We start from the raw sequence: 24,173 nt of genomic DNA, 5'->3' as shown, positions 1-24,173 counted from the left end.
CTCGGGGCTCGGATCAGGGCTGGAAGCTGACGGGCAGCCGGGCGGGCCCGGCGCCGGTGGGCGGGACCTGGAGCGTCTTGAGGGCGAACTCCATGACCTGCTTGTAGATGGGGCCGCAGATCTGGCCACCGAAGTAGCTGCCCTTGGTGGCGTTCTGGATCGCGCAGTAGACGGTGACGCGGGGCTGGTCGGCGGGGGCGAAACCGGCGAAGGACGAGGTGTAGCCCTTGTATCTGCCGGTGGCCGGATCTACTCGGTTGGCGGTGCCGGTCTTTCCCGCGACGCGGTAGCCGGGGATGCGCGCCTTGGCGCCGGTGCCCTCCTCGTCGTCCACGACGGACTCGAGCATCTGCGCGACCCTCTTGGCCGTTTTCGCGCTGACGACCCGGTTCTCCTTGGGCTTCGGGGCCGGGGTGAACCTGCCGTCGGGTCCCTTGGTGCCGCGTACGAGGGTGGGCTCCACGCGTACGCCGCCGTTGGCGATGGTCGAGTAGACGGAGGCCGCCTGCATCGCGTTGATGGAGAAACCCTGGCCGAAAGGGATCGTGTACTGCTGCGAGGTCGACCACTTGTCGGCGGGGGCCAGGATGCCCGGGGTCTCGCCCGGGAAGTCGAGCCCGGTGGGGCGGCCGATGCCGAACTTGCGCAGGTACGACGAGAGCACCTGGTTGGCCTGGGGCTGGGTCTTGCCGAGCTGGCCCGTGGCCAGGATGGTGCCGATGTTGCTGGACTTGGCGAGCACGCCGTTCAGCGTGAGGTGCCAGGTGGGGTGGTCGATGTCGTCCTGGAAGAGCCGGTCGCCGCGGTGCAGCCGGTTGGGCACCGTGACATGTGTGTCCGGGGTGGCCGCGTTCTCCTCGAGCACGGCGGCCATCGACATGACCTTCGCGGTGGAGCCGGGCTCGTAGGCGTCCTGGAGCGCGGCGTTGCCCATGGAGGTGGAGTTGGCCTGCGAGAGGTCGTTGGGGTCGAAGCCGGGCGCGTTGGCCATCGCCAGGACCTCACCGGTCCGGGTGTCCTGCACCATCACGTAGCCGCGGTCCGCGCCGGACTTCTTCACCTGGTCGGTGATGGCCTTCTGGGCGGCCCACTGGATGTCGCGGTCGATGGTGAGCTCGACCTCCGAACCGGGCACGGCGGGCTGCTCGTTGCTGCCGGCCGTGGGCACCTGGCGGCCGCCGGACTGGGCGTACTTGATCTTGCCGGGCTTGCCCGAAAGATCCTTGTTCAGCTGCTGCTCGACACCGCCGCCGCCCTTGCCGTCGGCGTTGACCCAGCCCAGTATCCCGGCGGCCAGATCGCCGTTCGGGTACACGCGCTTGCTGCTGGGGTCGGCGAAGACTCCGGCGATGACGCTCGCCGACTTCTCCCGGTCCGCCTTCTCCGCGAGCGTGCTCTTGAGGTCCTTGATCTGCTTCCAGACCTGGGGGGTCTGGCGGCGGGCCAGCAGGACGTAGCGCGTCCTGGGGGTCCGCAGCTTCTTCGCGACCACATCGGCGTCCATGCCGAGGATCGGGGCGAGGAGCGCCGCGGCCTGCTCGGGCGCGTCCCCCGGCACCACCGGGGGCGGGGTGTTCTTGCCGGCCACGGTGTCCGCCGGCCGGAACATCGTGGGGTCGGCCGTGATGTCGTACGCGTCCACGCTGGTGGCGAGCGCGACGCCGCTGCGGTCCGTGATCCCGCCGCGCTCGGCCGCGAGGACGTGCTCGACGTACCGGTGCTGTTCGGCCTTGGCCGCGTACGCGCTGGCGTCGACGGCCTGCACCTGGAGCAGGCGTACGACGAAGGCGATGAGGACGAGGGTGAGGCCGAGGCTGACCATGCGCAGCCGGGGGCGCGGGCTGCCGAGGCGCAGGGCGACGGGCGCCTTGACGGGGGCCGGGCGCGGGCGCCGCACGCCGGGGCTGGGGCGCCGGGGGGCCGGGCGTCCGTTCCTCGCGGGCGCTGGGACCCGGCGTCGCGGGGGCTCCCTGTCGGTCATTCCGTCACCTGCCGGAGGTCGAGGGCGCGGGTTTCACCTGCGAGGACGTGGGGTTCGGCGTGGCCTTGGGGGTCACTGACGGGGTCGGCGAGGCGCTCGGAGTCCTGCCCACGACCTCGGGCGGGGGCGGCGCGGGGAGCCACAGCGCGGAGGGGGCCGCCGCGCCGGGGACGCCGCGCACGGTGCCGTCGGGGTTGAGGAAGGCCGGGTCGCCGCCGGGGACCATGCCCAGCTCGCGGGCGCGGCGCTGCAGGGAGTCGGGAGCTGCGTAGGCGTCGACGTCGCGCTGGAGCGCCTGCTCGTCCTCGGTGAGGTCGGTCGTCTGCTTCTTGATGTCGTTCAGCCTGAACGACCCTTCGTTGAGCGCCGAGTTCAGCATCAGGAGCGTGATCAGCCCGCCGCCGAGCAGGAGCACGACGAGGAGCACGAACGGTGTGCGGGCGGCCTGACTGCCGCCCGCGGGCCCCGAGGGCAGCAGCCGCGCGAGTCGCGCGGCCCTCCCCCGCAGTTCGCCCCTGGGACTCATCGACCCCTCCTCGCGCGCCCGGAACTCACCCGGCGACCTCCTCGCGGATGCGCTGCGCACCCCGCAGCCGCGCCGGGGCCGCCCGGCGGTTCTCGGCGACCTCTTCCTCCGTGGGGAGCTCGGCGCCGCGCGTGAGCAGCTTGAGCCGCGGCTGGTAGCGCTCGGGGACGACCGGGAGCCCGGGCGGCGCGGTGTTCGCGGCGCCGGCCGCGAACACCTGCTTCACGAGCCGGTCCTCGAGCGAGTGGTACGACAGGACCGCGATACGTCCCCCGACGGCGAGCGCCTGCACGGCGGCCGGAATCGCCCGCTCCAGGACGCTGAGCTCGCCGTTCACCTCGATGCGCAGGGCCTGGAAGGTGCGCTTGGCGGGGTTGCCGCCGGTGCGCTTGGCGGCCTGCGGCAGCGCGTCGCGGATCAGTTCCACGAGCCGGGCGCTGTTGCTGAACGGCTCCTTCTCGCGCTCGCGCACGACCGCCGAGACGATCCGCTTGGCCTGCTTCTCCTCGCCGTACGCGCGCAGGATCCGCACCAGCTCGCCCGGGGGGTACGTGTTGAGGACCTCGGCGGCGCTCATTCCGGTCGTCTGGTCCATGCGCATGTCGAGCGGCGCGTCCTGCGCGTAGGCGAAGCCGCGGTCGGCCTCGTCGAGCTGCATGGAGGAGACGCCCAGGTCGAAGAGGACGCCCTGCACGCGCGGGACGCCGAGCCGGTCGAGGACCTCGGGCAGCTCGTCGTAGACGGCGTGTACGAGGGTGGCGCGGTCACCGAACGGGGCGAGGCGCTCACCGGAGAGGCGCAGGGCCTCCTTGTCGCGGTCGAGACCGACGAGGCGGCAGGAGGGGAACGTGGAGAGGAGGGCCTCGCTGTGTCCGCCGAGGCCGAGCGTGCAGTCGACGACGACCGCGCCGGGCTCGGCGAGGGCCGGGGCCAACAGGTCCAGGCAGCGCTGGAGCATCACCGGGACATGTCGGGTCTGGCTCAAGGGGCCCTCTCAGTTCCGGCGCGGCGCCCACGCACCGCCGGGGTGCCCGTCGCGCGCGTGATGAAGAGTCCGGTGAAGTGCCGGGATCTTCGGTGTTTCCTGGGGTTTCCGCGTCACTTTAGTCCACGGTGACGCCCGGTCAATCAACCGGCCTGCGCGTCGCGCGCCGCCTCTTCGCGATGCCATGGATCAGGAGAAATCACCCGTACGGGCGAGTCGGTGCCACCTCTGTGGGTTACCTCACAACAAGCCGCGATGGCGTTCTTTGTCCCCTCTCACAGCGGGCTTGTCCCGGGAGTGACCATTACCGTCATAGCTATGACGACTTCCGCATCCCTCCCTGCCGAGTCCGAAAGCGCCATACCCGTCGACGGCACCGTGACCGACCGACTCGTCGAGGCGAACCAGCGCTACGCAGCGGCGTTCACCGACCCCGGCATGGACGCCCGGCCCGTCCTGAAGGTGGCCGTCGTGGCGTGCATGGACGCCCGGCTCGACCTGCACGACGCCCTGGGTCTCGAACTCGGTGACTGCCACACCATCCGCAACGCGGGCGGCGTCGTCACCGATGACGTCATCCGCTCGCTCACCATCAGCCAGCGGGCGCTCGGTACCCGCAGCGTGGTCCTCATCCACCACACCGGCTGCGGCCTGGAGAGCCTTACGGAGGAGTTCCGCCACGAGCTGGAGATGGAGGTCGGCCAGCGCCCGGCCTGGGCCGTGGAGGCATTCCGCGATGTCGACCAGGACGTGCGCCAGTCGATGCAGCGCGTGCGGACGTCCCCGTTCCTGGTGGACACCGACAATGTGCGCGGATTCGTCTTCGATGTGAAGACGGGTCTCCTCCGGGAGATCGATCCCGCGTAACAAAAGGCCGCAAGGCCCGACATATCGCTGGCAGTTATCCACAGGCGGATGACACGAACCGGTAACGGCAACAAGAATGCGGAGTGGCACCCCGTGCGAGGAGATGGAACTCGTCGCGCGTGGTGTCCGTGTTTCGGGGTGGGCCGGGCCGCAGCCAAGAGCGTCGGCCCGGACAGTACGGGCCGAGGAGGGCCGGGTGACGACCTATGACGATCGAGCGAGCCTCACTGATCTGACCACCACTGTGGAGCGGGTCCGCAGGTCGGTGGAGGGTGTGATCGAGGGCAAGCCGGAGGTCGTACGGCTTTCGCTGACGGTGCTCCTGGCCGAGGGGCACCTGCTCATCGAGGATGTACCGGGCGTCGGCAAGACCATGCTGGCGAAGGCGCTCGCCAAGTCCATCGACTGCTCGGTGCGTCGCATCCAGTTCACGCCCGACCTGCTGCCGTCGGACATCACCGGTGTGTCCATCTGGGACCAGCAGCGCAGGGACTTCGAGTTCAAGCCCGGCGCGATCTTCGCGCAGATCGTGATCGGCGACGAGATCAACCGCGCGTCCCCGAAGACGCAGTCGGCGCTCCTGGAGTCCATGGAGGAGCGCCAGGTCACCATCGACGGGCAGACGTACGAGCTGCCCAGCCCCTTCATGGTGGTGGCCACGCAGAACCCGGTCGAGATGGAGGGCACGTACCCGCTGCCCGAGGCGCAGCGCGACCGTTTCATGGCCCGGGTGTCGATCGGCTACCCGAGCCCGGAGGCCGAGCTGCAGATGCTCGACATCCACGGCGGGGCCTCCCCGCTGGACGACCTCCAGCCGGTGGCGCACGCGCACGACATCGTGAAGCTCGTCGACGCCGTCCGCTCGGTCCACGTGGCCGACTCGGTGCGGCGGTACGCGGTCGACCTGGTCGCTGCCACGCGCAGCCACCCCGACCTCAGACTCGGCGCCTCGCCGCGCGCCACGCTTCATCTGCTGCGGGCGGCGAAGGCATCCGCGGCGCTGAGCGGGCGTGAGTACGCACTGCCGGACGACGTGCAAGCGCTCGCCGTGCAGGTCCTCGCGCACCGCCTGCTGCCCACCGCCCAGGCCCAGTTGAACCGGCGCACGTCCGAACAGGTCGTCCTGGAGATCCTCCAGCACACGGCGGTCCCGGCCGCCTCGGGCCACGGATCCCCGATGTACGGCCAGCAGCCGCCCGGCGCCCGGAGGCTGTGATGGCCGACGGGGGAGGCTTCGGGGGTGACGACGACAAGGGCGGCCTCCGGGTCGCGCTCTCGGGGCTGACCACCAGGGGCCGTTCGTTCCTGGCCGCCGGAATCGCAGCGGCGATCTGTGCGTACGTCCTGGGGCAGGCCGATCTGCTCCGGGTCGGGCTGCTGCTCGCCGTGCTGCCGCTGGTCTGCGCGTTCGTGCTCTACCGCACGCGCTACCGCGTCTCGAGCAGCCGACGCCTGTCCCCCGCGCGCGTGCCCGCGGGCAGCGAGGCCCGCGTCCATCTCCGGATGGACAACGTCTCTCGGCTGCCCACCGGCCTGCTGATGCTCCAGGACCGGGTGCCGTACGTGCTCGGGCCGCGTCCCCGTTTCGTCCTGGACCGGGTGGAGGCGGGCGGCCGCCGCGAGGTGTCGTACCGCGTGCGCTCGGACCTGCGGGGCCGCTATCCGCTCGGCCCGCTCCAGCTGCGCCTGACGGACCCGTTCGGCCTGTGCGAACTGTCCCGCTCCTTCTCCACGTACGACACCCTCACGGTCATCCCGCGCGTGGAGTCGCTGCCCGCGGTGCGGCTGACCGGAGAGGCCAAGGGGTACGGCGACGGGCGGAACCGCTCGCTGGCCCTGGCCGGCGAGGACGACGTGATCCCGCGCGGTTACCGCTACGGAGACGACCTGCGCCGCGTGCACTGGCGCTCGACCGCGCGATACGGCGAGCTGATGGTGCGCCGCGAGGAGCAGCCGCAGCGGGCCCGCTGCACGGTGCTCCTCGACACCCGGCGCCTCGCCTTCCAGGGCGCGGGCCCCGACTCGGCCTTCGAGTGGGCGGTGTCCGGTACGGCGTCGACGCTGTTCCATATGCTCGAACGGGGCTTCTCCGTACGCCTGTTGACCGATACGGGCACTTCGGTGCCGGGCGAGGGGTCCGACGGGTTCGCGGGCGCCAGCCAGGAGTCGGCGGACGCGGCCGGACTGATGATGGACACGCTCGCCGTCGTCGACCACTCGGACGGCTCGGGGCTCTCGCGCGCCTACGACATGCTGCGCGGGGGGAACGAGGGGCTGCTGGTGGCCTTCTTCGGCGATCTCGACGAGGAACAGACGGCGGTCGCCGCCAAGATGCGGCAGCGCAGCGGCGGCGCCGTCGCCTTCGTCCTGGACAGCGGGGCCTGGACGCGCGGCGCCCCTTCGGAGCGCTGCGAGGAGCGGCTGCGGATGCTGCGCGAGGCGGGCTGGTCCGCCCTCGCGGTCCCGCCCGGCACGTCCTTGACCGAGCTGTGGCGCGACGCCGACCGGCACCGGGCGGCCACGGGCGCGGAGAGCGGACCGGCGGTGGCGGGGTGGGGTTCTTGATCATGCGTGATGTCACAGGGGGAAAGGCGCGGTCATGAGTGGAGGCGCTCGGCTGACGCTGTGTGCGACGGCGGCCACGTTCATGGCGGCGTGTGCCCTGCTGCCGCTCGTCGACGACGCGATCTGGATCGTCCAGGCCGCGTTCCTGCTGGTCGTCCAGGCCGGGGTGGGGGCACTGACCCGGCGCGTGCCACTCGCGCGGCCGCTCACGGTGGCCGTGCAGGCGCTCGTGACGCTGCTGCTGCTGACTCTGCTGTTCGCGAACGCCCAGGCCATCGGCGGGGTGTTGCCGGGGCCGGAGGCGTTCCGTCACTTCGGGGAGCTGCTCCAGGCGGGCGGCGACGACGTGGGGCGGTTCGCGATCCCCGCGCCGCTGTCCGACGGGATCCGGCTGATGCTCGTGGGCGGCGTCCTGGTGATCGGCCTCGCGGTGGACGCGCTCGCGGTGACGTTCCGCAGCGCGGCGCCCGCCGGGCTGCCGCTGCTCGCCCTCTACTCGGTCGCCGCGGGCCTCTCCCAGGCCTCCATCGACTGGCTGTGGTTCCTGCTCGCCGCCGGCGGCTATCTGCTGCTCCTCCTCGCCGAGGGCCGGGACCGGCTCTCGCAGTGGGGGCGCGTCTTCGGCGGTACGGCCCGTTCACCGGGCCGCGCGGGCGGCGCGGTGGAGAGCACGGCCGACGCCGTGGCCCCGATTCGTACGGGCCGCCGCATCGGCGCGCTCGCGCTCGGCATCGCCCTGGTGGTGCCGCTCGCGCTGCCCGCGCTCGACGGCGGCCTGCTCGGCCCGTCGGGTACGGGGACGGGTGTGGGCTCCGGGGGCGGCGGCACCATCTCCGCCGTGAACCCCCTGGTCTCCCTTCAGAACAGCCTGAACCAGCCCGAGGACCGGGAGGTGATGTCGTACCGCACGAACTCGAAGAACACCCAGGACCTGTATCTGCGGATCGTCTCCCTCGACGAGTTCGACGGGACGACCTGGCGGCCCGCCAAGCGCAGCATCATCGACGTGCCCTCGCCGTTCCCGAGCCCGCGCGGCCTCGGCGCGGACGTCCGCAGGACGGAGATCCGCACGAACATCGCGGCGGCCGGCTGGTACGCCCAGGACTGGCTGCCGCTCCCCTACCCGGCGACGAAGGTCGACATCTCGGGACGCTGGCGGTACGAGCCGGTGGGCCGGACCCTCGTCGGCGATCACAACCAGACCACGCGCGGCAAGAAGTACGGCGTCGAGAGCCTGATCGTGCAGCCGACCGCCGAGCAGCTGGCGAACGCTCCCGCGGCGCCGAGCGAGCTGCGCCGGGAGTTCACCAAGGTGCCGTCCTCGCTGCCGGCGATCGTCGAGAAGACGGCGCTGCGCGTCACCGAGGGCGCGGCGAACGACTACCAGCGTGCCGTGAAGCTCCAGAACTACTTCGCCGTGAGCGGCGGCTTCACGTACAACACGGAGGTCCGGGCGGGCAGCGGATCCTCGGCCATCGCCCGTTTCCTGAAGGACAAGGAGGGCTTCTGCGTCCACTTCTCCTTCTCGATGGCCGCGATGGCCAGGACTCTGGGGATTCCGGCGCGGGTGGCGGTGGGCTTCACGCCGGGCTCTCCGCAGGCGGACGGCCGGATGTCGGTTGGCCTGCGGGACGCGCACGCGTGGCCCGAGCTGTACTTCGAGGGCGTGGGCTGGACCCGCTTCGAGCCGACGCCGAACCGCGGCACGGCGCCCGAGTACACGCGTGACGACACCCCGGCGGGCAGCCCGAGCAACCCGGCGGCGCCCAGCGAGGCCGCTTCGTCGGAGCCGTCGGCGGGGCAGCCCTCCGCGTCGGACAACTGCCCGGCGGCCGAGCGGAAGCTGGGCGGCTGCTCGAACGCCGCGCCCGCGGTGATCGGCTCGTCCGGCGGCGACGGCCCGCCCTTCGGCACGATCGCCCTCATCGCGCTCGGCGTACTGCTGGTGGTGCTCGTGCCGCTGCTCCCGATGCTGTGGCGGCAGCGGGTACGGGCGATGCGGCTCGGCGTCCCCGGCCGTACGGACGGGGACGCGGCGGCACGCGCCCTCGCGGCGTGGCTGGAAGTGACCGATACGGCGTGGGACCACGGCATCGCACCGGACGAGTCGCAGACGCCGCGGAAGGCGGCCGCGCGGATCGTCCGCGTCGGACAGCTCGACCAGGTGGCGGCGGACTCCGTGCATCGGGTGGCGGCCGCGGTGGAGCAGGTCCTCTACGCACCGAGGCCGCAGCCGACGGCGGGCCTCGGGGACGACGTGCGCCGCCTTGCGCAGGGCCTGCACGTCAAGTCGAGCCGCTCGGCCCGGCTGCGGGCGACGCTCGCACCGCGCTCAACCGTTCGAGTGGCGTGGAGTCTTTCGCGGCGCTGGGCGGCGCTGGGCTCCCGCTGGACGGCACTGAAGTCGACGCTCCTGCGGCGTCCGCGGCGACCTTCCGGCCAGGAGAGCTGAAGGGGGCGGCCGCTCGGGCGCAAGCGGCCACGCTGCGGCGCCGGCGCGCGCATACGCCTGAGGGGTGACCACCCGTGAGTGGTCACCCCTCAGCTACGTCTGTTCCTGTGAGGACTAGTGTTCCCGTGAGGACTTCGTCCGGCGGGGGCTCAGTGGCCGCCCTGTTCGTCTCGGCGCCGCTGCCAGCGCTGCTCGATCCGGTTCATCATCGAGCGGCGCTGCTTGCCCTGACGCCGCGCGGTTGGCGGCGCTCCTGGCGCTGCTCCGGCAGCCGGCTGTTCACCGGGCTTGGGCGCTTTGCGCCATCCGGTCACGGCAAGGACCGCGCAGCCCAGCATGACGAGGAACCCCACCACGCTGATCCAGATCTGCTGTGCGACCATTCCGGCCATGAGGAGCGCGATACCCACCAGGAAGCCGGCGACTGCCTGGTAGACCCGACGTCGGGTGTACGTACGCAGCCCGCTTCCCTCAAGCGCTGTCGCGAACTTGGGATCTTCGGCGTACAGCGCTCGCTCCATCTGCTCGAGCATTCGCTGCTCGTGCTCCGAGAGCGGCACGGAGTCCTCCTCATCGTGCAGTCGCCGGGGCGACCGGGGGTCCCCTTCAGGATAGGCAGGGAATCGCCCCCGTGAAACCCGCCCCTCTACGCCAACTTCGCCAACCAGGACCACCACTCCGCTCCGGCTCGCTGAGGCGTTAATGCCCCGGCGGCCGTCCCGTCATGCCGGACCAGTTCCCTCGATCATACGGCGCCCGGCGCCGAAGCGGGGGGCCTGTGGCGTACTCCATCCGCCGCTGCGCCGCTGATCAGCGGCGCGTCACCGGGGGCAGTCAGGCCTCAGGGGTCCCCTGCTTCTCGCCGAGGACGTGCAGTTGCGTGGCGACGGAGTGGAAGGCGGGCACCTCGGCGGCGGCGGCCTCCAGCTTGAGGAGCTCCTGGAGGGCTCCCGGTTCGGTGTCCACGAGGACGCCCGGTACGAGGTCGGCGAAGACCCGAACGCCGTGCACCGCGCCGACCTCGACGCCCGCGGATCCGACGAGCTGGGTGAGCTGCTCGGCGCTGAAGCGGCGCGGCACGGGGTCGCCGTCACCCCAGCGGCCCGCCGGGTCGCCGAGGGCCTGCCTGGCCTCCTTGAAGTGCCCGGCGAGTGCCCGGGCGAGCACGGCACCGCCGAGTCCCGCGGCGAGCAGGCTGAGGACGCCGGAGGAGCGGAGGGCGCCCACCGCGTTGCGTACGCCCTCGGCCGGGTCGTCGACGTACTCCAGGACGCCGTGGCACAGGACCACGTCGTATCCGTCGCGCTCGACGACGTCGAAGAGACCGGAGACGTCGCCCTGCACCCCGCGCACGCGGTCGGCCACGCCGGCCTCGGCCGCGCGGCGCTCGAGTGCGAAGAGCGCGTTCGGGCTGGGGTCGACGACGGTGACGCGGTGACCGAGGCCGGCCACCGGCACCGCGAAGTTGCCGCTGCCGCCTCCGGTGTCGAGCACGTCGAGCGACTCGCGCCCCGTGGCCTTGACGCGTCGGTCGAGGGCGTCCTTGAGAACGTCCCAGACCACGGCGGTACGGAGAGAAGCGCGGGGGCGCATCGGGTCCGACACGACAGGTGACTCCTCGGCGCGGCTCCGGCTCTTGGGCTGCGGAGCGATGGGGATTCCTCCCCCACCGGCACGGCGATGGGTGGAGGCTTCGGGCGCCTCCACCCTATTGCCTCGTGAGAGCTGTCCGGTCACCCCACGTCGGGCACCTCCCGGCCCGCCGCCGGGCCCTCGTCCTGCGCCCTGGGCTGGGGCAGTAACGGCTGGAGGACCAGCATCCGTTCGACGAGGCGCAGGAACATCGCGACGTCGCGGAGCAGGTCGTCCGCGTCGCGGACGCTAGCCGCTCCCTGGATGCCCGCTTCGGCGCGTGCCCTGCGGGTGGCGCCGGAGGCGAACAGGGCGCTCCACTCGGTCAGTTCGGGTGCGATCTCGGGGAGCACTTCCCAGGCGCTCCGTATCCGGGCGCGGCGTCGGGGCGTGGGTTCGGGGCGGCCGCGGGCGGCGAGTACGGCGGCCGCGGTGCGCAGCGCGGCGAGATGGGCCGTGGCGTACCGCTCGTTGGGCGTTTCGAGGAGGGCCGCCTCGTCGAGGCCCGTGCGCGCCTGGGCGAGCAGGTCAAGAGCGGCGGGAGGGGCAGTTGTCCGGCGGAGTACGGGGTGGACGTCGGCGGCGGGTCCGGTCAGCGAGGGTGCAGGGCCTGTGGCGCGGGGCCGGCGTGCGGCTGCTGCTGAATGTCCAGCCATGACGAACCTCCTGTCGTCTGCGTGACGGCTCAGTGGCCGTATGTGCCCATCGTGGAGTACGCCACTGACAATCGGCCCTGGCCTGCACTTTTGCTTCGAGCGACAGTTCGGGCTAACTTTTGCACTGACCAGTCAGTTCAAAAGTAGGGGGCCCGACCATGGACGGTCCGAACGCGGTCGCCGTCAGCGCCGAGAGGTTCGGGCTCAAGGGTCCGCGCGGCTGGGCGTTCCGCGGGGTGGACATCGACGCGGAGCCCGGGGCGCTCGTCGCCGTCGAAGGGCCGTCCGGGTCGGGCCGCACCTGCCTGCTGCTCGCCCTCACCGGACGCATGCGGCCCACCGAGGGCGCTGCGTCCGTCGGCCCCTTCCGGCTGCCGAAGCAGTTGTCCGCGGTCCGGCGGATCAGCGCTCTCGCCCATGTGCCCGGGGTCACCGACCTCGATCCCGCGCTGACGGTCGAGGAGCATCTGCGCGAACGGGCGCTGCTGCAGCGGCGGTTCGACGGTTCCCTGCGGACGCTGCTGCGGCCACGGGCCGAGCGGGCGGCCGCCTCGCGGCTGCGGATCGACACCGCGCTGGCCGCCGCGGGCCTCGACCGGGAGGCGCTGCCGAAGGGCACCCGCACCGCCGTGCGCGACCTTGAGCGGATCGAGGCGCTCCGGCTGTCGGTGGCCCTCGCGCTGATCGGGCGGCCGCGGCTGCTCGGCGTCGACGACACCGACCTGAAGCTCTCGGACGCCGAACGGACGCAGGTCTGGGACCTGTTGAGGTCCGTCGCCGAGTCCGGCACGACGGTCGTGGCGGTGTGCAGCGAGGCGCCGAAGGACGCGGTCGTCGTATCGACGGCGCCCCGCGACGAAGCGGACGAGCAGAGCCCCGAGAATCCCGAGACCGACAAGAAGGAGACGGCGGATGCGCTCGCCGAAGCTGGCCGCGCTTGAGCTCAGGCGCTTCGGCAGGGGGAAGCTGCCGCGCGCCGCGCTCGCCGCGCTCCTGCTGCTGCCCCTGCTGTACGGCGCCCTGTACCTGTGGTCGTTCTGGGACCCGTACGGGCGTCTCGACAGGATTCCCGTCGCGCTCGTCAACGACGACAAGGGGGCGCGGGCCGCCGGTCAGAAGATCGTGGCCGGCGACGACATCACCGAGGGGCTGCACGACAGCAGGACCTTCGAGTGGCACGAGGTGAGCGCGGCGCAGGCCCGCAAGGGCGTCGAGGACGGGACGTACTACCTGTCGCTGACGATGCCCGCGGACTTCAGCGAGCGCATCGCGTCCAGCTCCGGGGACACCCCGGAGACCGGCGCTCTTCAGGTGCGGACGAACGACGCCAACAACTACATCGTCGGGCAGATCTCGCGGACGGTGTTCTCCGAGGTGCGTTCGGCGGCGTCCACCAACGCGTCGCGCTCGTTCCTCGACCGGATCTTCATCTCGTTCTCCGACATCCACGACGCGACCAAGAAGGCCGCGAAGGGGGCCGATCAGCTCAAGGGCGGTATCGGCAAGGCGAAGAAGGGGTCCAAGGACCTGGCGGACGGTCTGAAGGACGCCAAGAAGGGCAGCGGTGAGCTGGCCGGCGGGATCAAGAAACTGAACAAGGGCGCGGGGGATCTGGAGTCCGGCTCGAAGCAGGTCTCCGACGGCACCCAGCTCCTCGCCGACAAGGTCAACGGCGTCGCCCGGCAGGTGCGCCCGTTCCTGAAGGACAACAAGAAGGCGATCGGCGACACCGCCCGGCTCGTCGCCGACTCGGCGAAGGGCATCCGGCACAACCTCGACGTCCTGGTGAAGACGGCGCCGACGGCCGCCAAGGGCGCGCACGCGGGGTCCGACGTCCTGGACGGGGTCTACAAGGCGCGCTGCGAGACGCTGCCCCTGCCCGACCCGGCCTGCCCCGACCTCAAGAAGGCCAAGGTGGCGGCGGCCGACGTGGCGAAGGTCGCCGACGACCTGAACGTCCTGATCGAGGACGACCACGGCGACCTGGACACCCTCGACCGCCGTCTCGCCACGCTCCAGCGGCAGTCCGAGGCGCTGGCCGAGCACGCCCCGACACTCGACCAGGACGTGGCCACCGCCGTCTCGAAGATCAATGCCCTCAACAAGGGCGCGGGCCAGGTCGCCAAGGGAGCCAAGCAGCTCCACACCGGGCTCGGCACGGCGAAGACGGGCTCGGCGGACCTCGACACGGGCGTCGGCAAGCTGAAGACGGGCGCCGGCGATCTCAACGGCGGCATGTTCCAGCTGGCCGACGGCTCCGGAGAGCTGGCCGGCGGGCTCCACGACGGGGTGAAGCAGATCCCCGACTACGACAAGAAGGACCGCGACCAGCGCACCGGCGTCATGTCCGACCCGGTCCAGCTCGCCTCGCAGTCCCTGCACAAGGCGCCCAACTACGGCACCGGATTCGCCCCCTACTTCATCCCGCTGTCCCTGTGGGTCGGCGCGATGGTGGCCTACATGCTGATCCAGCCGCTCAACCGGCGCGCACTCGCCGCGGGCGCCTCCGCCTGGCGGATCGCGCTGGCCGGCTGGCTGCCCGTGGCCGCGCTCGGGGTGCTCCAGGTGGCCGCCCTGATGTCCGTGCTGCACTGGGCGCTGGGGCTCCAGATGGTCAGGGCGGCCGGAACGGTCGGCTTCCTGTTCCTCGTCACGGCGTGCTTCGCGGCGATCGTGCAGTGGCTGAACGCCCGCTTCGGAGCGGCGGGGCGGATCCTCGTACTCGCCGTCCTGATGCTCCAGTTGACGTCGGCGGGCGGCACGTATCCCGTGCAGACGAGCCCCGGCTTCTTCAACGCGATCCACCCCTTCCTGCCGATGACATACGTCGTCGAGGCTCTGCGGAGACTGATCTCGGGCGGCGGCCTCGGACCCGTGTGGCAGGCATGCGCCGTGCTCGCCGCGTTCACGGCCGGCGCGCTGGCCCTGACCGCGCTGAGCGCCCGCAGCAAGCAGGTGTGGACACTGGACCGGCTGCACCCCGAGCTCAGCCTGTGAGCGCACCCGCACCGCCGCCTGTGAGAATCAGGGGTATGGAAAGCAGCACACGGCGCCAGGCCACCCGGCAGAAGCTGTACGAGGCCGCGGTCACGCTCATCGCGGAGCAGGGGTTCTCGGCCACCACGGTCGACGAGATCGCCGAGCGCGCCGGGGTCGCGAAAGGCACGGTCTACTACAACTTCGCCAGCAAGTCGGTGCTCTTCGAAGAGCTGCTCCGGCACGGCGTCGGGCTTCTCACCGCCTCGTTGCGGGAGGCGTCGGAGAAGACGGCCGCGAGCGGCGGCAGCAAGATCGACGCCCTGGACGCGATGATCCGGGCCGGCCTCGTCTTCATCGACCGCTATCCGGCCTTCACTCAGCTGTACGTGGCCGAGCTGTGGCGCACGAACCGCGCCTGGCAGTCCACCCTCGCCGTGGTCAGGCAGGAGGCCGTCGCCGTCGTGGAGGACGTGCTGCGGGACGCTGTCGAGGGCGGTGAGCTGAGCGAGGAGATCGACATCCCGCTGACGGCGGCCGCGCTGGTCGGCATGGTCCTGGTGGCCGCGCTCGACTGGCAGGCCTTCCAGCCGGAGCGCTCCCTGGACGACGTCCACGCGGCGCTGTCGCGGCTGCTCCAGGGACGCGTGACGGGCGGCCGCTGACCGCTCCCGAACGCGAAGGGGAGACAACGGAGCGCCGGTCCGGCGTGGCCCGAATTCTCAGGCCTCACCGGACCGGCGCGTCCCCCGTGTTCCCCGTATCCCCCACTGTTCCCCCGTGGGCCCGTCGGTCGTGCGGGCCCCCGTACCTCGCCCCGCCGTGGCGGGAGGAGCGGCCAAGGGGGCGAAGCGCTGTTCCGCCGCCCCGTGTCGGCGGTACCGGCGCCGCGCCCCCTTCCGTGCCTCCACTCTCCCGTCCGCGCAGGTCGGACCCCATCCGCGCAGCTACTCATCTCACCTACTAGGTACGGATACTCAGGCCTGGGTGCTCATGCCCAGGACGGGGAGTTCGCGACTGGTTACGATCACGTCCGTGTCCGTACTCCCCCTGGTCTTCACCAGCGGCTGGGCGAGCGGGATCAACGCGTACGCGGTGGTCCTCCTCCTCGGCATCTTCGGCGCGACCGGGCTGACCGACGAAGTCCCCGAGTCGCTCCAGCGCACCGACGTGCTCATCGCCGCCGGAGTGCTGTTCCTGTGCGAGGCCGTTGCCGACAAGATCCCTTACGTGGACTCGCTCTGGGACACCGCGCACACGGTGATCCGGCCGGTGTCGGGTGCGGTCGTGGGCGCGCTGCTCGCCGGCCAGAGCGGGTCGCTGTCCGACCTCGCGGCGGGCGCGGTCGGCGGGTCGACGGCGCTGGCCAGCCACGCCGTGAAGGCCGGGACGCGGATGGCGATCAACACCTCGCCCGAGCCGTTCAGCAACATCGCGATGAGCTCGGCCGAGGACCTCGGGGTCGCCGGGATCATCACATTCGCCATATTCCATCCCGAGGCGGCCGCGATCATCGCCGCCGTCCTGCTCGCCCTCGGTCTGTTCATGCTGTACTTCCTGATCTCGCGGATCCGGCGGTTCCTGCGGCGCCGGGCGCAACGGCGCGAGGAGCGGCGGATCGCGGACCGTACCGGAGCGCCGCCGGGCTGATCCGGCCCCCGGCCGGGCTGTCGGCGAGGGTGTCAGTGGGGGCCGATAAAGTCGCTGACATGGCACGGATTGCGGTGATCGGCGCCGGGATGGGCGCGATGGCGGCCGCTGCCCGGCTGGCCGTGGCAGGCCACCGGGTGGCGGTGTACGAGCGCGCGTCGACGTACGGCGGGGCGCTCGGCGGCTTCGCTCGGGACGGCTTCTCGTTCGACACGGGCCCCGGGCTGCTCCAACTGCCCGCGGTCTACCGGGACTTGTTCATCAAGACGGGCAAGGAACCCCTGGAGGACGCGGTCGGGCTGACCCAGGTCGAGCCCGCCGTGCGGCATGTCTTCGCGGACGGCACGGCGGTGGACCTGCCGAACGCGCGGCGCGGGGGCACCGCCGACGCCCTGGACGCGGCGCTCGGCAAGGGCTCGGGGTCGCACTGGTCGGCGTTCATGAACCGGGCGCGCGAGGCCTGGGACCGCACCCGGCGCCCGCTCCTCGAAGAGCCCCTGTGGCCGAACTGGCGGATCCTCGCGGACCGCGAGCCGTACCCCGTGGTGGTCCGCCGCCGGATGCTGCGCAAGGACCTGTCGGCGACGACGCTCTCCGAGGTCGCCGCTCTCGAGCTGGGCGGGGACCCGCGGCTCGTCGCGCTCCTCGAGCAGTACGCGCTCGCGTCCGGCCTCGATCCGCGTACGGCTCCGGCGAGCGCGGCCGTGCTGCCGTACATGGAGCAGACGTTCGGTACCTGGGCGGTGCGCGGCGGGATGCGGGAGCTGGCGCGGGCCGTGTACGAGCGGTGTCTTCAGCGGAAGGTCGAGTTCGAGTTCGACGCGCCGGTGGCGCGGATCGTGGAGAAGGACGGCCGGGCGGCGGGTGTCGAGCTGGCCGGGGGCAGGGTCGTGGAGGCCGACTTCGTGGTCGCGGGTGTGGCGCCCGGCGTCCTCGAAGCACTGCTGCCCGGGCGGGCGCTCAGGGGCGAGGACGACGTGGCGCCGCAGTCGGCGCTGCCGAGCCGGCTGACGGTGTTCCTGGCGCTGCGCGGCGCGCGTCCCGGCGACGTCCCGCACCGGACGGTCGTGCACGCGGCGGACCGGGAGGCCGAGCTGGCCTCGCTGTTCGGCGGGGGCACGGCGGTGGCGGAGCGGCCGACGGTCACGGTCCTGCGTCCCGACGACGCCTCCGTGGTGCCGGACCCGGACCATGAGGCGGTCACGCTGGTGGTCACGGTGGCGCGCGGCGCGCGCGTGACGGACGCGGACGTGGAGCGGGTCATCGACGCCGCCGGGCAGGCGGTCCCCGGGCTGCGCGACCGCTTGCTGTGGCACGAGGTCCGCACGCCGTCGGATGTCGCCGAGGCGACCGGAGCCGACGGCGGTTCGGTGCCCGCACCTGCCCTGGCAGCGGCCTCCGGCCGGCTTCTGCACTCGTCCAACAGCACGCTCGTTCCGGGCCTGCTCGCCGTCGGCGGCTGGTCGCACCCGGGCGGCGGGCTGCCGCACGCGGGGATGTCGGGCGCGCTGGCGGCCGGGCTGATCGTGGAGGGCCCGGACTTCCGCGGCTCGCAGTGACGGGCGACGCCCGCCGGGTTCAGTAGCGGTACTGCTGCTGCTCGTTGTAGCCGGAGCCGCCGTCGTAGCCGCCCTGGCCGTTCTGCTCGTACGGGTAGGGCTGCTCCGGGGGAAGTTCGCCGCCGTACTGCTGGTGCTGGTCGTCGCCGGTGCGCTGCTGGGGCACCCAGACCCCGCCGGACGGCGTCTCCATGCCGTAGCCGTCGTTCGCATACGGGTCGCCGTACTGCTGTCCCGTGCCGTACGCGTCGTCGTACTGGGGCTGCGCCGGGTAGGTCTGCGTCCCGATGTACGGGTCGGAGTAGGCGGCGTACTGCTGCTGGCCGTTGTCGTAGCCGTACTGCTGCTGGTCGTAGCCCGCGTACGCGTCGTAGGCGTAGCCCTGTGCGGCAGCGTCCGTGTGGGCGGCGGCCGGCGTGTAGACGCCGTACTGGCCGGTGTCGTCGGGCATCGGCTGCGGCGCGTAGACGGACGTCACCTCGGCCGCGGACTCGGGCTCGGGCGCGTCCGACTCGTACTCCAGGTCGGAGACCTCGAGGACCGGGTCCTGGTGGACCGGCTCCCTGAGCTTGCGCCGCTTGCTCGCGCCGGGGTTCCCGCCGAGCGCCCAGCCCGTGGAGAAGCCCCTGCGGAACGACAGCGTCACATACGTCTGGCCGACCGCGAACGTGATGGCGCCGATCCCGATGACGATCACCGACGGGATCAGCACACCGAAGACGACGCCGACAAAGCCGACGAAGGCGAGCAGCCGGAAGCGCAGCCTCGCCTTGTACTGGAGCAGTACCTCACCGAGCAGCCACAACGCGACGATTCCGAACGCGATGTAGAGGACCGTCCAGCCCATGTACGCCCCTCTCGTACGGCCGCCGCCCCTGGTGGAATACGGCCGGGTCAGGCCCGCTGGTCGTGCAGGCCCAGATTCTCGTAGATCTCCAGTGTCGCCGTGGAGTTGTTGAGCGTGATGAAGTGCAGACCCGGAACGCCCTCGTCCAGCAGCTTCGCGCAGAACTCCGTCGCGAACTCGATGCCAATGGAGCGTACAGCCGCCGGATCGTCTTTGGCTGTGAGGATGCGCTCTTTCAGGGCGGGCGGGAACGTGGCGTTGCTGAGCTGCGGCAGCCGCTCCAGCATGCGCACGCTCGTGACCGGCATGATCTCCGGGATGACGGGGGTGTCGCAACCCGCTGCCTCGACCCGGTCGCGCAGCCGCAGGTATTCCTCGGGGTAGAAGAACATCTGGGTGATCGCGTAGTCGGCGCCCGCCCGGCACTTGTCCACGAAGTGGCGGACGTCGGAGTCCCAGTCCTCGGAGCGCGGGTGCATCGCGGGGAAGGCCGCGACGCCGACGCAGAAGTCGCCCGACTCCTTGATGAGCCGGACCAGTTCGGCGGCGTAGGTCAGGCCCTCGGGGTGCGCGACCCAGTCGGCCATGGGGTCGCCGGGCGGGTCTCCGCGCACGGCGAGGATGTTCCTGATGCCCGCGTCCGCGTACTGGCCGATGATGTTGCGCAGCTGGGCCACGGAGTGGTCGACGGCCGTGAGGTGGGCGACCGGGGTCAGGGTCGTGTCGGCGACGATCTGCTCGGTCTCGCGGACGGTGCCCGCGCGGGTGGAGCCACCGGCGCCGTACGTCACGGAAACGAAGTCGGGCGCGACGGCCTCGACCCGTCGCAGCGCGTTCCAGAGGTTCCGCTCACCCTTCGGGGTCTTCGGCGCCGAGAACTCGAACGAGAAGGTCGTCTTGCCGGTCGCGAGCATGTCGCGCACGGTGCGTGCGCGATCAGTCCTGGTGGAAGCGGTGCCAAGGGCCATATGGGCAGGTTAGCCACGGGAGGGCTCTGTCCCTAATCCCCGTCCACCCTGCGGACACACGTCTTGGCGGGGCCCGACCGAACGGATCAGGCGGTACGCAGCCGCTTCGCGAAGTCGGCCGCCGCTGCGCCCGGGTCGTCCGCCTCGGTGATGGCGCGGACCACGACGACGCGGCTTGCGCCCGCTTCGAGCACCTCGTCCAGATTGCCCGCGTCGATGCCGCCGATCGCGAACCAGGGGCGGTCCGTGCCGAGCGAGGCCGTGTAGCGCACCAGGTCGAGGCCGGGCGCGTACCGGCCGGGCTTGGTGGGGGTCGGCCAGCAGGGGCCGGTGCAGAAGTAGTCCACGCCGTCCTGGACGGCGGCCGCGGCGGCCTCCGTGTCGGCGTGCGTGGAGCGGCCGATCAGGACGTCCTCGCCGAGGATGGCGCGGGCGGCCGCGACCGGCAGGTCGCCCTGGCCCAGGTGCAGGACGTCGGCGCCGGCGGCGTGGGCGACGTCCGCCCGGTCGTTGACCGCGAACAGCTTGCCGTGGCGGGCGGCGGCGTCGGCGAAGACGGCCAGGTGCTCCAGCTCCTCGCCCGCCTCCATGCCCTTGTCGCGCAGCTGCACGATGTCCACGCCGTTCGCCAGGACGGCATCGAGGAACTCGGGGAGGTCGCCCTGGCGCTTGCGGGCGTCCGTGCACAGGTACAGCCGGGCGTCGGCGAGCTGGGCGCGCTGCGTTGCGGCCATGGCCATGGGTGAGTCCCCCCTGGTCGGTGGCGTGCGGGCCGCGGTGAGCGCGGCCCGCACGCCGGACGGTTGTCAGGTCAGACGGCGAGCGCCTGGGCGCGGCGCTTCACCTCCGTGCCGCGATTCTCGCTCAGCGCCTGAGCGGGAGTGCCCGGCAGGGTCGGGTCGGGGGTGAAGAGCCACTCGAGCATCTCTTCGTCGTTGTAGCCGTCGTCCCTGAGAAGGGTCAGAGTCCCGGTGAGGCCCTTGACGACCTTGTCGCCGTCGATGAAGGCGGCGGGCACGTGCAGCGCCCTGTTCTCCCCACGGCGTACGGCGATCACCTGGCCTTCCTTCACCAGCTGCCGCACGCGCGTCACCTCCACGCCGAACTGCTCGGCGATGTCGGGGAGGGTGAGCCACTCGGGGACGAGAGCATCGATCTTTGCGTCAATCTCGGTCACAGGACAAGCGTGCCATCCCGGACTGACAGTGGGAAACGCGGCCACGCAAAAGGCCCGGTCGCCCCGGCGGGGCGGTCAGACGACAGCGGCCTTCAGCGGGCGGGCCGGGTCGCTGACGACCTGCGGGTCCAGGGGGGCGCCCGACTCGATGAGCTTGCGTCCCTGGGCCAGGTCGCGCGGGCGGCCCACGGCGAGGACGCCGACGAGCCGGCTCTCGCGCAGCCAGCACACGCTCCAGGACGCGCCCTGCGGGTCCCCGCGCCACACGGTGGCGTCGGCGGCCGCGTGATGTCCGGCGTACTGCACGAAGCGGCCGAACTGCTCCGACCAGAAGTACGGCACGGGGTCGTACGTCGCCGGGTTCTCGCCGATGATGTTGGCGGCGACCGTGCGGGGGCCCTGGAGCGCGTTGTCCCAGTGGTGGACCATCAGGCGCTCGCCGTATCTGCCCGAGGGGAAGGACGAGCAGTCGCCTACGGCGTACACATCGGGCTCGGAGGTGCGCAGGCGGTTGTCCGCCACGACCTCGCGGTGGGCGCCGAGCGTGATGCCGGAGCCGGTGAGCCAGCCGGTGGCGGGGCGGGCCCCGATGCCGACGACCACGGCACCTGCGGGCACCCGGGTGCCGTCGTCGAGGACCACGGATCCCGGCTCGACGTGCTCCACGCGCGCGTGGGTGCGCAGTTCCGCCCCGGCGTCCGCGTACCAGGCGGCCATGGGGGCGGCGACCTCCTCGGGCAGCGCTCCCGCGAGCGGCCGCTCGGCCGCCTCGACGACGGTGACCGCGCATCCGGCCTCACGGGCCGCGGTGGCGAACTCGGCGCCGATCCAGCCCGCGCCGACGACGACGATGTCGCGCTGCGCGGCGAGGACGGGGCGCAGGCGTTCGGCGTCGTCGAGCGTGCGCAGCAGATGGACGCCGGGGATGTCCTCCGTGCCGGGCAGCCGGATGGGCTCGGCGCCGGTCGCGAGGACGAGGACGTCGTAGGGGGCGGGTCCGGTGGCGGTGTCGAGGGTGTGCTCGGCGGGGCGTACGCCGGTGACCTCGCGGCCCAGTTCGAGCGTGATGTCGAGGGCTTCGAAGTCCACGTCGAAGGCGGACCCCTCGGCCTTGCCGAGCAGGACGGCCTTGGACAGCGGAGGCCGGTCGTACGGCTGGTGGGGTTCCGCGCCGATCAGCGTGACGGCGCCGGTGAAGCCCTGTTCGCGCAGGGCCACGGCGGTCTGGACCCCCGCCATCCCGGCGCCGACGATGACGACGTGCCGCCCTGCCTGGGGCACCGGGGCCTGGTTCTGGGTCTGCTCACTCACCGGATCACCATATGCACCTGACGTTCAGTCAGTCAGCGGGCCGCGTCACTCCGGTCCCGTGACGTCTTCCACACCGGACGCCGGTTTGACCGCTCCGGCCGTCCGCGCTCCCGCCGTCAGGCGCCCGGGACCTCTTCGACGACGCTCGTCCCGCTGCCCGCCTGCGACTCCCACTCCCACGTCTCGTCCAGCCGCACCCGCCCGTCGGGAAGGTCCACGACGAGCGAGACGCAGTGTCCGGAGGAGGTCGTCGCGTCCGTCTTCAGCTGTACGTACCTGAAGTCGATCCGGTCGCCCTCACGGATGCCCACGAGGTGGCCGCGCACGACGTCCCCGCCCGCGTACTCGGCCCAGATCCGGCCGTCCTCCTCGTGGTACGTGAACCGCGTCCGCGTACCCACCTGTCCGGGGGCCTGGTCGGCGACCGGGGCGAGGACGAGTCCGTCGAGCGAGCGGGCCATGCGGGCGGGCTCCCTTACTGGAGGTCGGGGCAACGGTTTAGGCTGGCCACCGTAAAGCACTCGCGGGAGCCCGGACGTACCGGGCTGAGAGGGAGGCTGTGACGGCCTCCGACCGTACGAACCTGATCCGGGTCATGCCGGCGAAGGGAGGGGCTGGACGCCCATGTCGCGTACTTCAGAAGGTTCCGACGTCCTGGTCGTGGGCGGGGGGATCATCGGTCTCGTCACCGCGTGGCGGGCCGCGCAGCGCGGGCTGCGCACCGCGGTCGTGGACCCCGAACCGGGCGGCGGGGCCGCGCAGGTGGCGGCCGGGATGCTCGCCGCCGTCACCGAACTGCACTACGGAGAGGCCGAACAGACCCTCCTCGGGCTCAACGTGGAGTCCGCGCGCCGCTATCCGGCGTTCGCGGCCGAGCTCTCCGAGGCCACCGGGCTCGACCTCGGCTACCGCGCGTGCGGCACCCTCGCCGTCGCGCTCGACGCGGACGACCGCGCGCACCTTCGGGAACTGCACGCCCTCCAGCGCAAGTCGGGCCTGGAGTCGGAGTGGCTGTCGGGCCGTGAGTGCCGGCGCCTCGAACCGATGCTGGCCCCGTCCGTGCGGGGCGGCCTGCGCGTCGACGGTGATCACCAGATCGACCCGAGACGCCTCGCGAAGGCCCTTGTCGCGGCCTGCGAGCGGGCCGGGGTGCGGTTCCACCGGCAGTGGGCCGAGCGGCTGACAGTCGTCCGCGAGGGCGCGCGCGGCGTGGTCCTCGCCGACGGCACCGGTCTCAACGCGGACCAGGTCGTCCTCGCCGGCGGCAGCCTCAGCGGCCGCCTCGCCGGAGTCCCGGACGACGTGCTGCCGCCGGTACGCCCGGTGAAGGGGCAGGTCCTGCGCCTGACCGTGCCGAAGGTGCACGCGCCGTTCCTGAGCCGCACCGTGCGCGCCGTCGTACGCGGCGGCAACCTCTATCTGGTGCCCCGGGTCAACGGCGAACTCGTCGTCGGGGCCACCAGCGAGGAGCTCGGCTGGGACACGACGGTCACGGCGGGCGGCGTGTACGAGCTGCTGCGCGACGCCCACGAGCTGGTGCCCGGCATCACAGAGCTGCCGCTCACGGAGACCCGCGCGGGCCTGCGCCCCTGCTCCCCCGACAACGCCCCGATCCTCGGCCCGACCGCCCTGCCGGGCCTGCTGCTCGCCACGGGCCACTACCGCAACGGCGTGCTGCTCACGCCGGTCACCGGCGACTCCATGGCCCACGTTCTCGCCACCGGCGAACTCCCCGAAGCGGCCCGCCCCTTCACCCCGCGGCGCTTCGGTGCCGTCCCCGCACCCGTCTCTGTGGAGCAGCCCGTATGACCGTGTCCGTCACCCACGTGTCCGTGAACGGCGAGGGCCGCCAGGTCGCCCCGGGCACCACGCTCGACGCCCTCGTCTCGGCACTGACCACCGCGCCGTCCGGGGTCGCCGCCGCACTCAACGAAACCGTCGTCCCGCGCGCGCAGTGGGCCGTCACCGCACTCACGGACGGGGACCGCGTCGAGGTCCTCACCGCAGTCCAGGGAGGCTGA

The 24,173-nt window shown here is 72.1% G+C and carries 23 protein-coding genes and 1 riboswitch; of the genes, 11 read left to right on the top strand and 12 right to left on the bottom strand.

Going from position 1 to position 24,173, the window contains the following annotated elements; all coding sequences use genetic code 11:
• Positions 1 to 13: 13 nt before the first annotated feature.
• The 3 genes from OG574_RS32990 to rsmH are packed head-to-tail and all read right to left on the bottom strand — an operon-like array spanning position 14 to position 3,492.
• Positions 14 to 1,981 carry a peptidoglycan D,D-transpeptidase FtsI family protein gene (locus OG574_RS32990; RefSeq protein ID WP_326776170.1) on the bottom strand — a complete coding sequence of 656 codons (1,968 nt, stop codon included), beginning with the start codon at positions 1,979 to 1,981 and terminating at the stop codon, positions 14 to 16.
• 4 nt (positions 1,982 to 1,985) lie between these two features.
• Positions 1,986 to 2,507, bottom strand: a complete 522-nt coding sequence (locus OG574_RS32985) for a hypothetical protein (protein ID WP_326776169.1) — start codon at positions 2,505 to 2,507, stop codon at positions 1,986 to 1,988.
• A 25-nt stretch (positions 2,508 to 2,532) separates the two neighbouring features.
• Positions 2,533 to 3,492, bottom strand: a complete 960-nt coding sequence (gene rsmH / locus OG574_RS32980; protein ID WP_100592215.1) for a 16S rRNA (cytosine(1402)-N(4))-methyltransferase RsmH — start codon at positions 3,490 to 3,492, stop codon at positions 2,533 to 2,535.
• Between the two features lie 318 nt (positions 3,493 to 3,810).
• Here rsmH and OG574_RS32975 point away from each other — a divergent pair, with 318 nt between their 5' ends.
• The 4 genes from OG574_RS32975 to OG574_RS32960 all read left to right on the top strand — a co-directional run bounded on the left by OG574_RS32975 (position 3,811) and on the right by OG574_RS32960 (position 9,376).
• Positions 3,811 to 4,359, top strand: coding sequence for a beta-class carbonic anhydrase (locus OG574_RS32975; protein ID WP_100592214.1), 549 nt, complete (start codon positions 3,811 to 3,813; stop codon positions 4,357 to 4,359).
• Positions 4,360 to 4,555: 196 nt separating this feature from the next.
• On the top strand, positions 4,556 to 5,575 hold the full coding sequence (locus OG574_RS32970) for an AAA family ATPase (protein ID WP_326776168.1): 1,020 nt from the start codon (positions 4,556 to 4,558) through the stop codon (positions 5,573 to 5,575).
• The gene (locus OG574_RS32965; protein ID WP_100592212.1) at positions 5,575 to 6,924 is read left to right on the top strand and encodes a DUF58 domain-containing protein; all 1,350 of its coding nucleotides are present in this window, start codon (positions 5,575 to 5,577) and stop codon (positions 6,922 to 6,924) included. The genes OG574_RS32970 and OG574_RS32965 overlap by 1 nt, the downstream gene beginning before the upstream one ends.
• A gap of 34 nt (positions 6,925 to 6,958) precedes the next feature.
• Complete coding sequence (locus OG574_RS32960) at positions 6,959 to 9,376, top strand: transglutaminase TgpA family protein (protein ID WP_326776167.1); 2,418 nt, start codon at positions 6,959 to 6,961, stop codon at positions 9,374 to 9,376.
• A gap of 149 nt (positions 9,377 to 9,525) precedes the next feature.
• Here OG574_RS32960 and OG574_RS32955 read toward each other — a convergent pair whose 3' ends face one another.
• The 3 genes from OG574_RS32955 to OG574_RS32945 form a co-directional block, all read right to left on the bottom strand.
• The gene (locus OG574_RS32955) at positions 9,526 to 9,936 is read right to left on the bottom strand and encodes a DUF3040 domain-containing protein (RefSeq protein ID WP_326776166.1); all 411 of its coding nucleotides are present in this window, start codon (positions 9,934 to 9,936) and stop codon (positions 9,526 to 9,528) included.
• Between the two features lie 274 nt (positions 9,937 to 10,210).
• Positions 10,211 to 10,981, bottom strand: coding sequence for a methyltransferase (locus OG574_RS32950; RefSeq protein WP_100592209.1), 771 nt, complete (start codon positions 10,979 to 10,981; stop codon positions 10,211 to 10,213).
• A gap of 128 nt (positions 10,982 to 11,109) precedes the next feature.
• Positions 11,110 to 11,664 (bottom strand): SAV_6107 family HEPN domain-containing protein, encoded by a 555-nt coding sequence (locus tag OG574_RS32945; RefSeq protein ID WP_326776165.1) that lies wholly within the window; start codon positions 11,662 to 11,664, stop codon positions 11,110 to 11,112.
• 158 nt (positions 11,665 to 11,822) lie between these two features.
• Between OG574_RS32945 and OG574_RS32940 the strand changes: the two genes are divergently transcribed.
• The 5 genes from OG574_RS32940 to OG574_RS32920 all read left to right on the top strand — a co-directional run bounded on the left by OG574_RS32940 (position 11,823) and on the right by OG574_RS32920 (position 17,849).
• On the top strand, positions 11,823 to 12,605 hold the full coding sequence (locus OG574_RS32940; protein ID WP_100592207.1) for an ATP-binding cassette domain-containing protein: 783 nt from the start codon (positions 11,823 to 11,825) through the stop codon (positions 12,603 to 12,605).
• Entirely contained in the window at positions 12,577 to 14,661 is a 2,085-nt protein-coding gene (locus OG574_RS32935) for a YhgE/Pip domain-containing protein (RefSeq protein ID WP_326776164.1), read from the top strand. Before OG574_RS32940 ends, OG574_RS32935 begins: the two co-directional genes overlap by 29 nt.
• A 35-nt stretch (positions 14,662 to 14,696) precedes the next feature.
• Positions 14,697 to 15,305: a TetR/AcrR family transcriptional regulator gene (locus tag OG574_RS32930; protein ID WP_100592205.1), complete on the top strand. Its 609-nt coding sequence runs from the start codon at positions 14,697 to 14,699 to the stop codon at positions 15,303 to 15,305.
• 370 nt (positions 15,306 to 15,675) lie between these two features.
• Entirely contained in the window at positions 15,676 to 16,290 is a 615-nt protein-coding gene (locus OG574_RS32925) for a DUF4126 domain-containing protein (RefSeq protein ID WP_326776163.1), read from the top strand.
• Positions 16,291 to 16,349: 59 nt separating this feature from the next.
• On the top strand, positions 16,350 to 17,849 hold the full coding sequence (locus OG574_RS32920) for a phytoene desaturase family protein (RefSeq protein WP_326776162.1): 1,500 nt from the start codon (positions 16,350 to 16,352) through the stop codon (positions 17,847 to 17,849).
• A gap of 19 nt (positions 17,850 to 17,868) precedes the next feature.
• On the opposite strand, the gene OG574_RS32915 is transcribed toward OG574_RS32920, so the two are convergent.
• The 6 genes from OG574_RS32915 to OG574_RS32890 all read right to left on the bottom strand — a co-directional run bounded on the left by OG574_RS32915 (position 17,869) and on the right by OG574_RS32890 (position 22,613).
• Positions 17,869 to 18,696 (bottom strand): hypothetical protein, encoded by an 828-nt coding sequence (locus OG574_RS32915; protein ID WP_326776161.1) that lies wholly within the window; start codon positions 18,694 to 18,696, stop codon positions 17,869 to 17,871.
• A gap of 47 nt (positions 18,697 to 18,743) precedes the next feature.
• A complete protein-coding gene (gene metF, locus OG574_RS32910; RefSeq protein WP_100592201.1) occupies positions 18,744 to 19,664 on the bottom strand; it encodes a methylenetetrahydrofolate reductase [NAD(P)H] in 921 nt (306 codons plus the stop codon).
• A gap of 86 nt (positions 19,665 to 19,750) precedes the next feature.
• The gene (gene thiE, locus OG574_RS32905; protein ID WP_326778710.1) at positions 19,751 to 20,398 is read right to left on the bottom strand and encodes a thiamine phosphate synthase; all 648 of its coding nucleotides are present in this window, start codon (positions 20,396 to 20,398) and stop codon (positions 19,751 to 19,753) included.
• A gap of 77 nt (positions 20,399 to 20,475) precedes the next feature.
• On the bottom strand, positions 20,476 to 20,841 hold the full coding sequence (locus tag OG574_RS32900; RefSeq protein WP_100592200.1) for an Rv2175c family DNA-binding protein: 366 nt from the start codon (positions 20,839 to 20,841) through the stop codon (positions 20,476 to 20,478).
• A gap of 75 nt (positions 20,842 to 20,916) precedes the next feature.
• On the bottom strand, positions 20,917 to 22,152 hold the full coding sequence (locus OG574_RS32895) for an NAD(P)/FAD-dependent oxidoreductase (RefSeq protein ID WP_398374387.1): 1,236 nt from the start codon (positions 22,150 to 22,152) through the stop codon (positions 20,917 to 20,919).
• Positions 22,153 to 22,268: 116 nt separating this feature from the next.
• Positions 22,269 to 22,613, bottom strand: a complete 345-nt coding sequence (locus OG574_RS32890; RefSeq protein ID WP_100592198.1) for a hypothetical protein — start codon at positions 22,611 to 22,613, stop codon at positions 22,269 to 22,271.
• A gap of 52 nt (positions 22,614 to 22,665) precedes the next feature.
• A riboswitch (TPP riboswitch) is annotated at positions 22,666 to 22,779 on the top strand.
• Between OG574_RS32890 and thiO the strand changes: the two genes are divergently transcribed.
• The gene (gene thiO, locus OG574_RS32885; RefSeq protein ID WP_326776160.1) at positions 22,777 to 23,961 is read left to right on the top strand and encodes a glycine oxidase ThiO; all 1,185 of its coding nucleotides are present in this window, start codon (positions 22,777 to 22,779) and stop codon (positions 23,959 to 23,961) included. Its footprint overlaps the riboswitch before it by 3 nt.
• Positions 23,958 to 24,173: a sulfur carrier protein ThiS gene (thiS, locus tag OG574_RS32880; RefSeq protein WP_326776159.1), complete on the top strand. Its 216-nt coding sequence runs from the start codon at positions 23,958 to 23,960 to the stop codon at positions 24,171 to 24,173. Before thiO ends, thiS begins: the two co-directional genes overlap by 4 nt.

Origin of the sequence: Streptomyces sp. NBC_01445, from assembly GCF_035918235.1 — a bacterium.
GTDB lineage: Bacteria > Actinomycetota > Actinomycetes > Streptomycetales > Streptomycetaceae > Streptomyces.
This window is presented reverse-complemented; position numbering and strand designations above follow the sequence as displayed.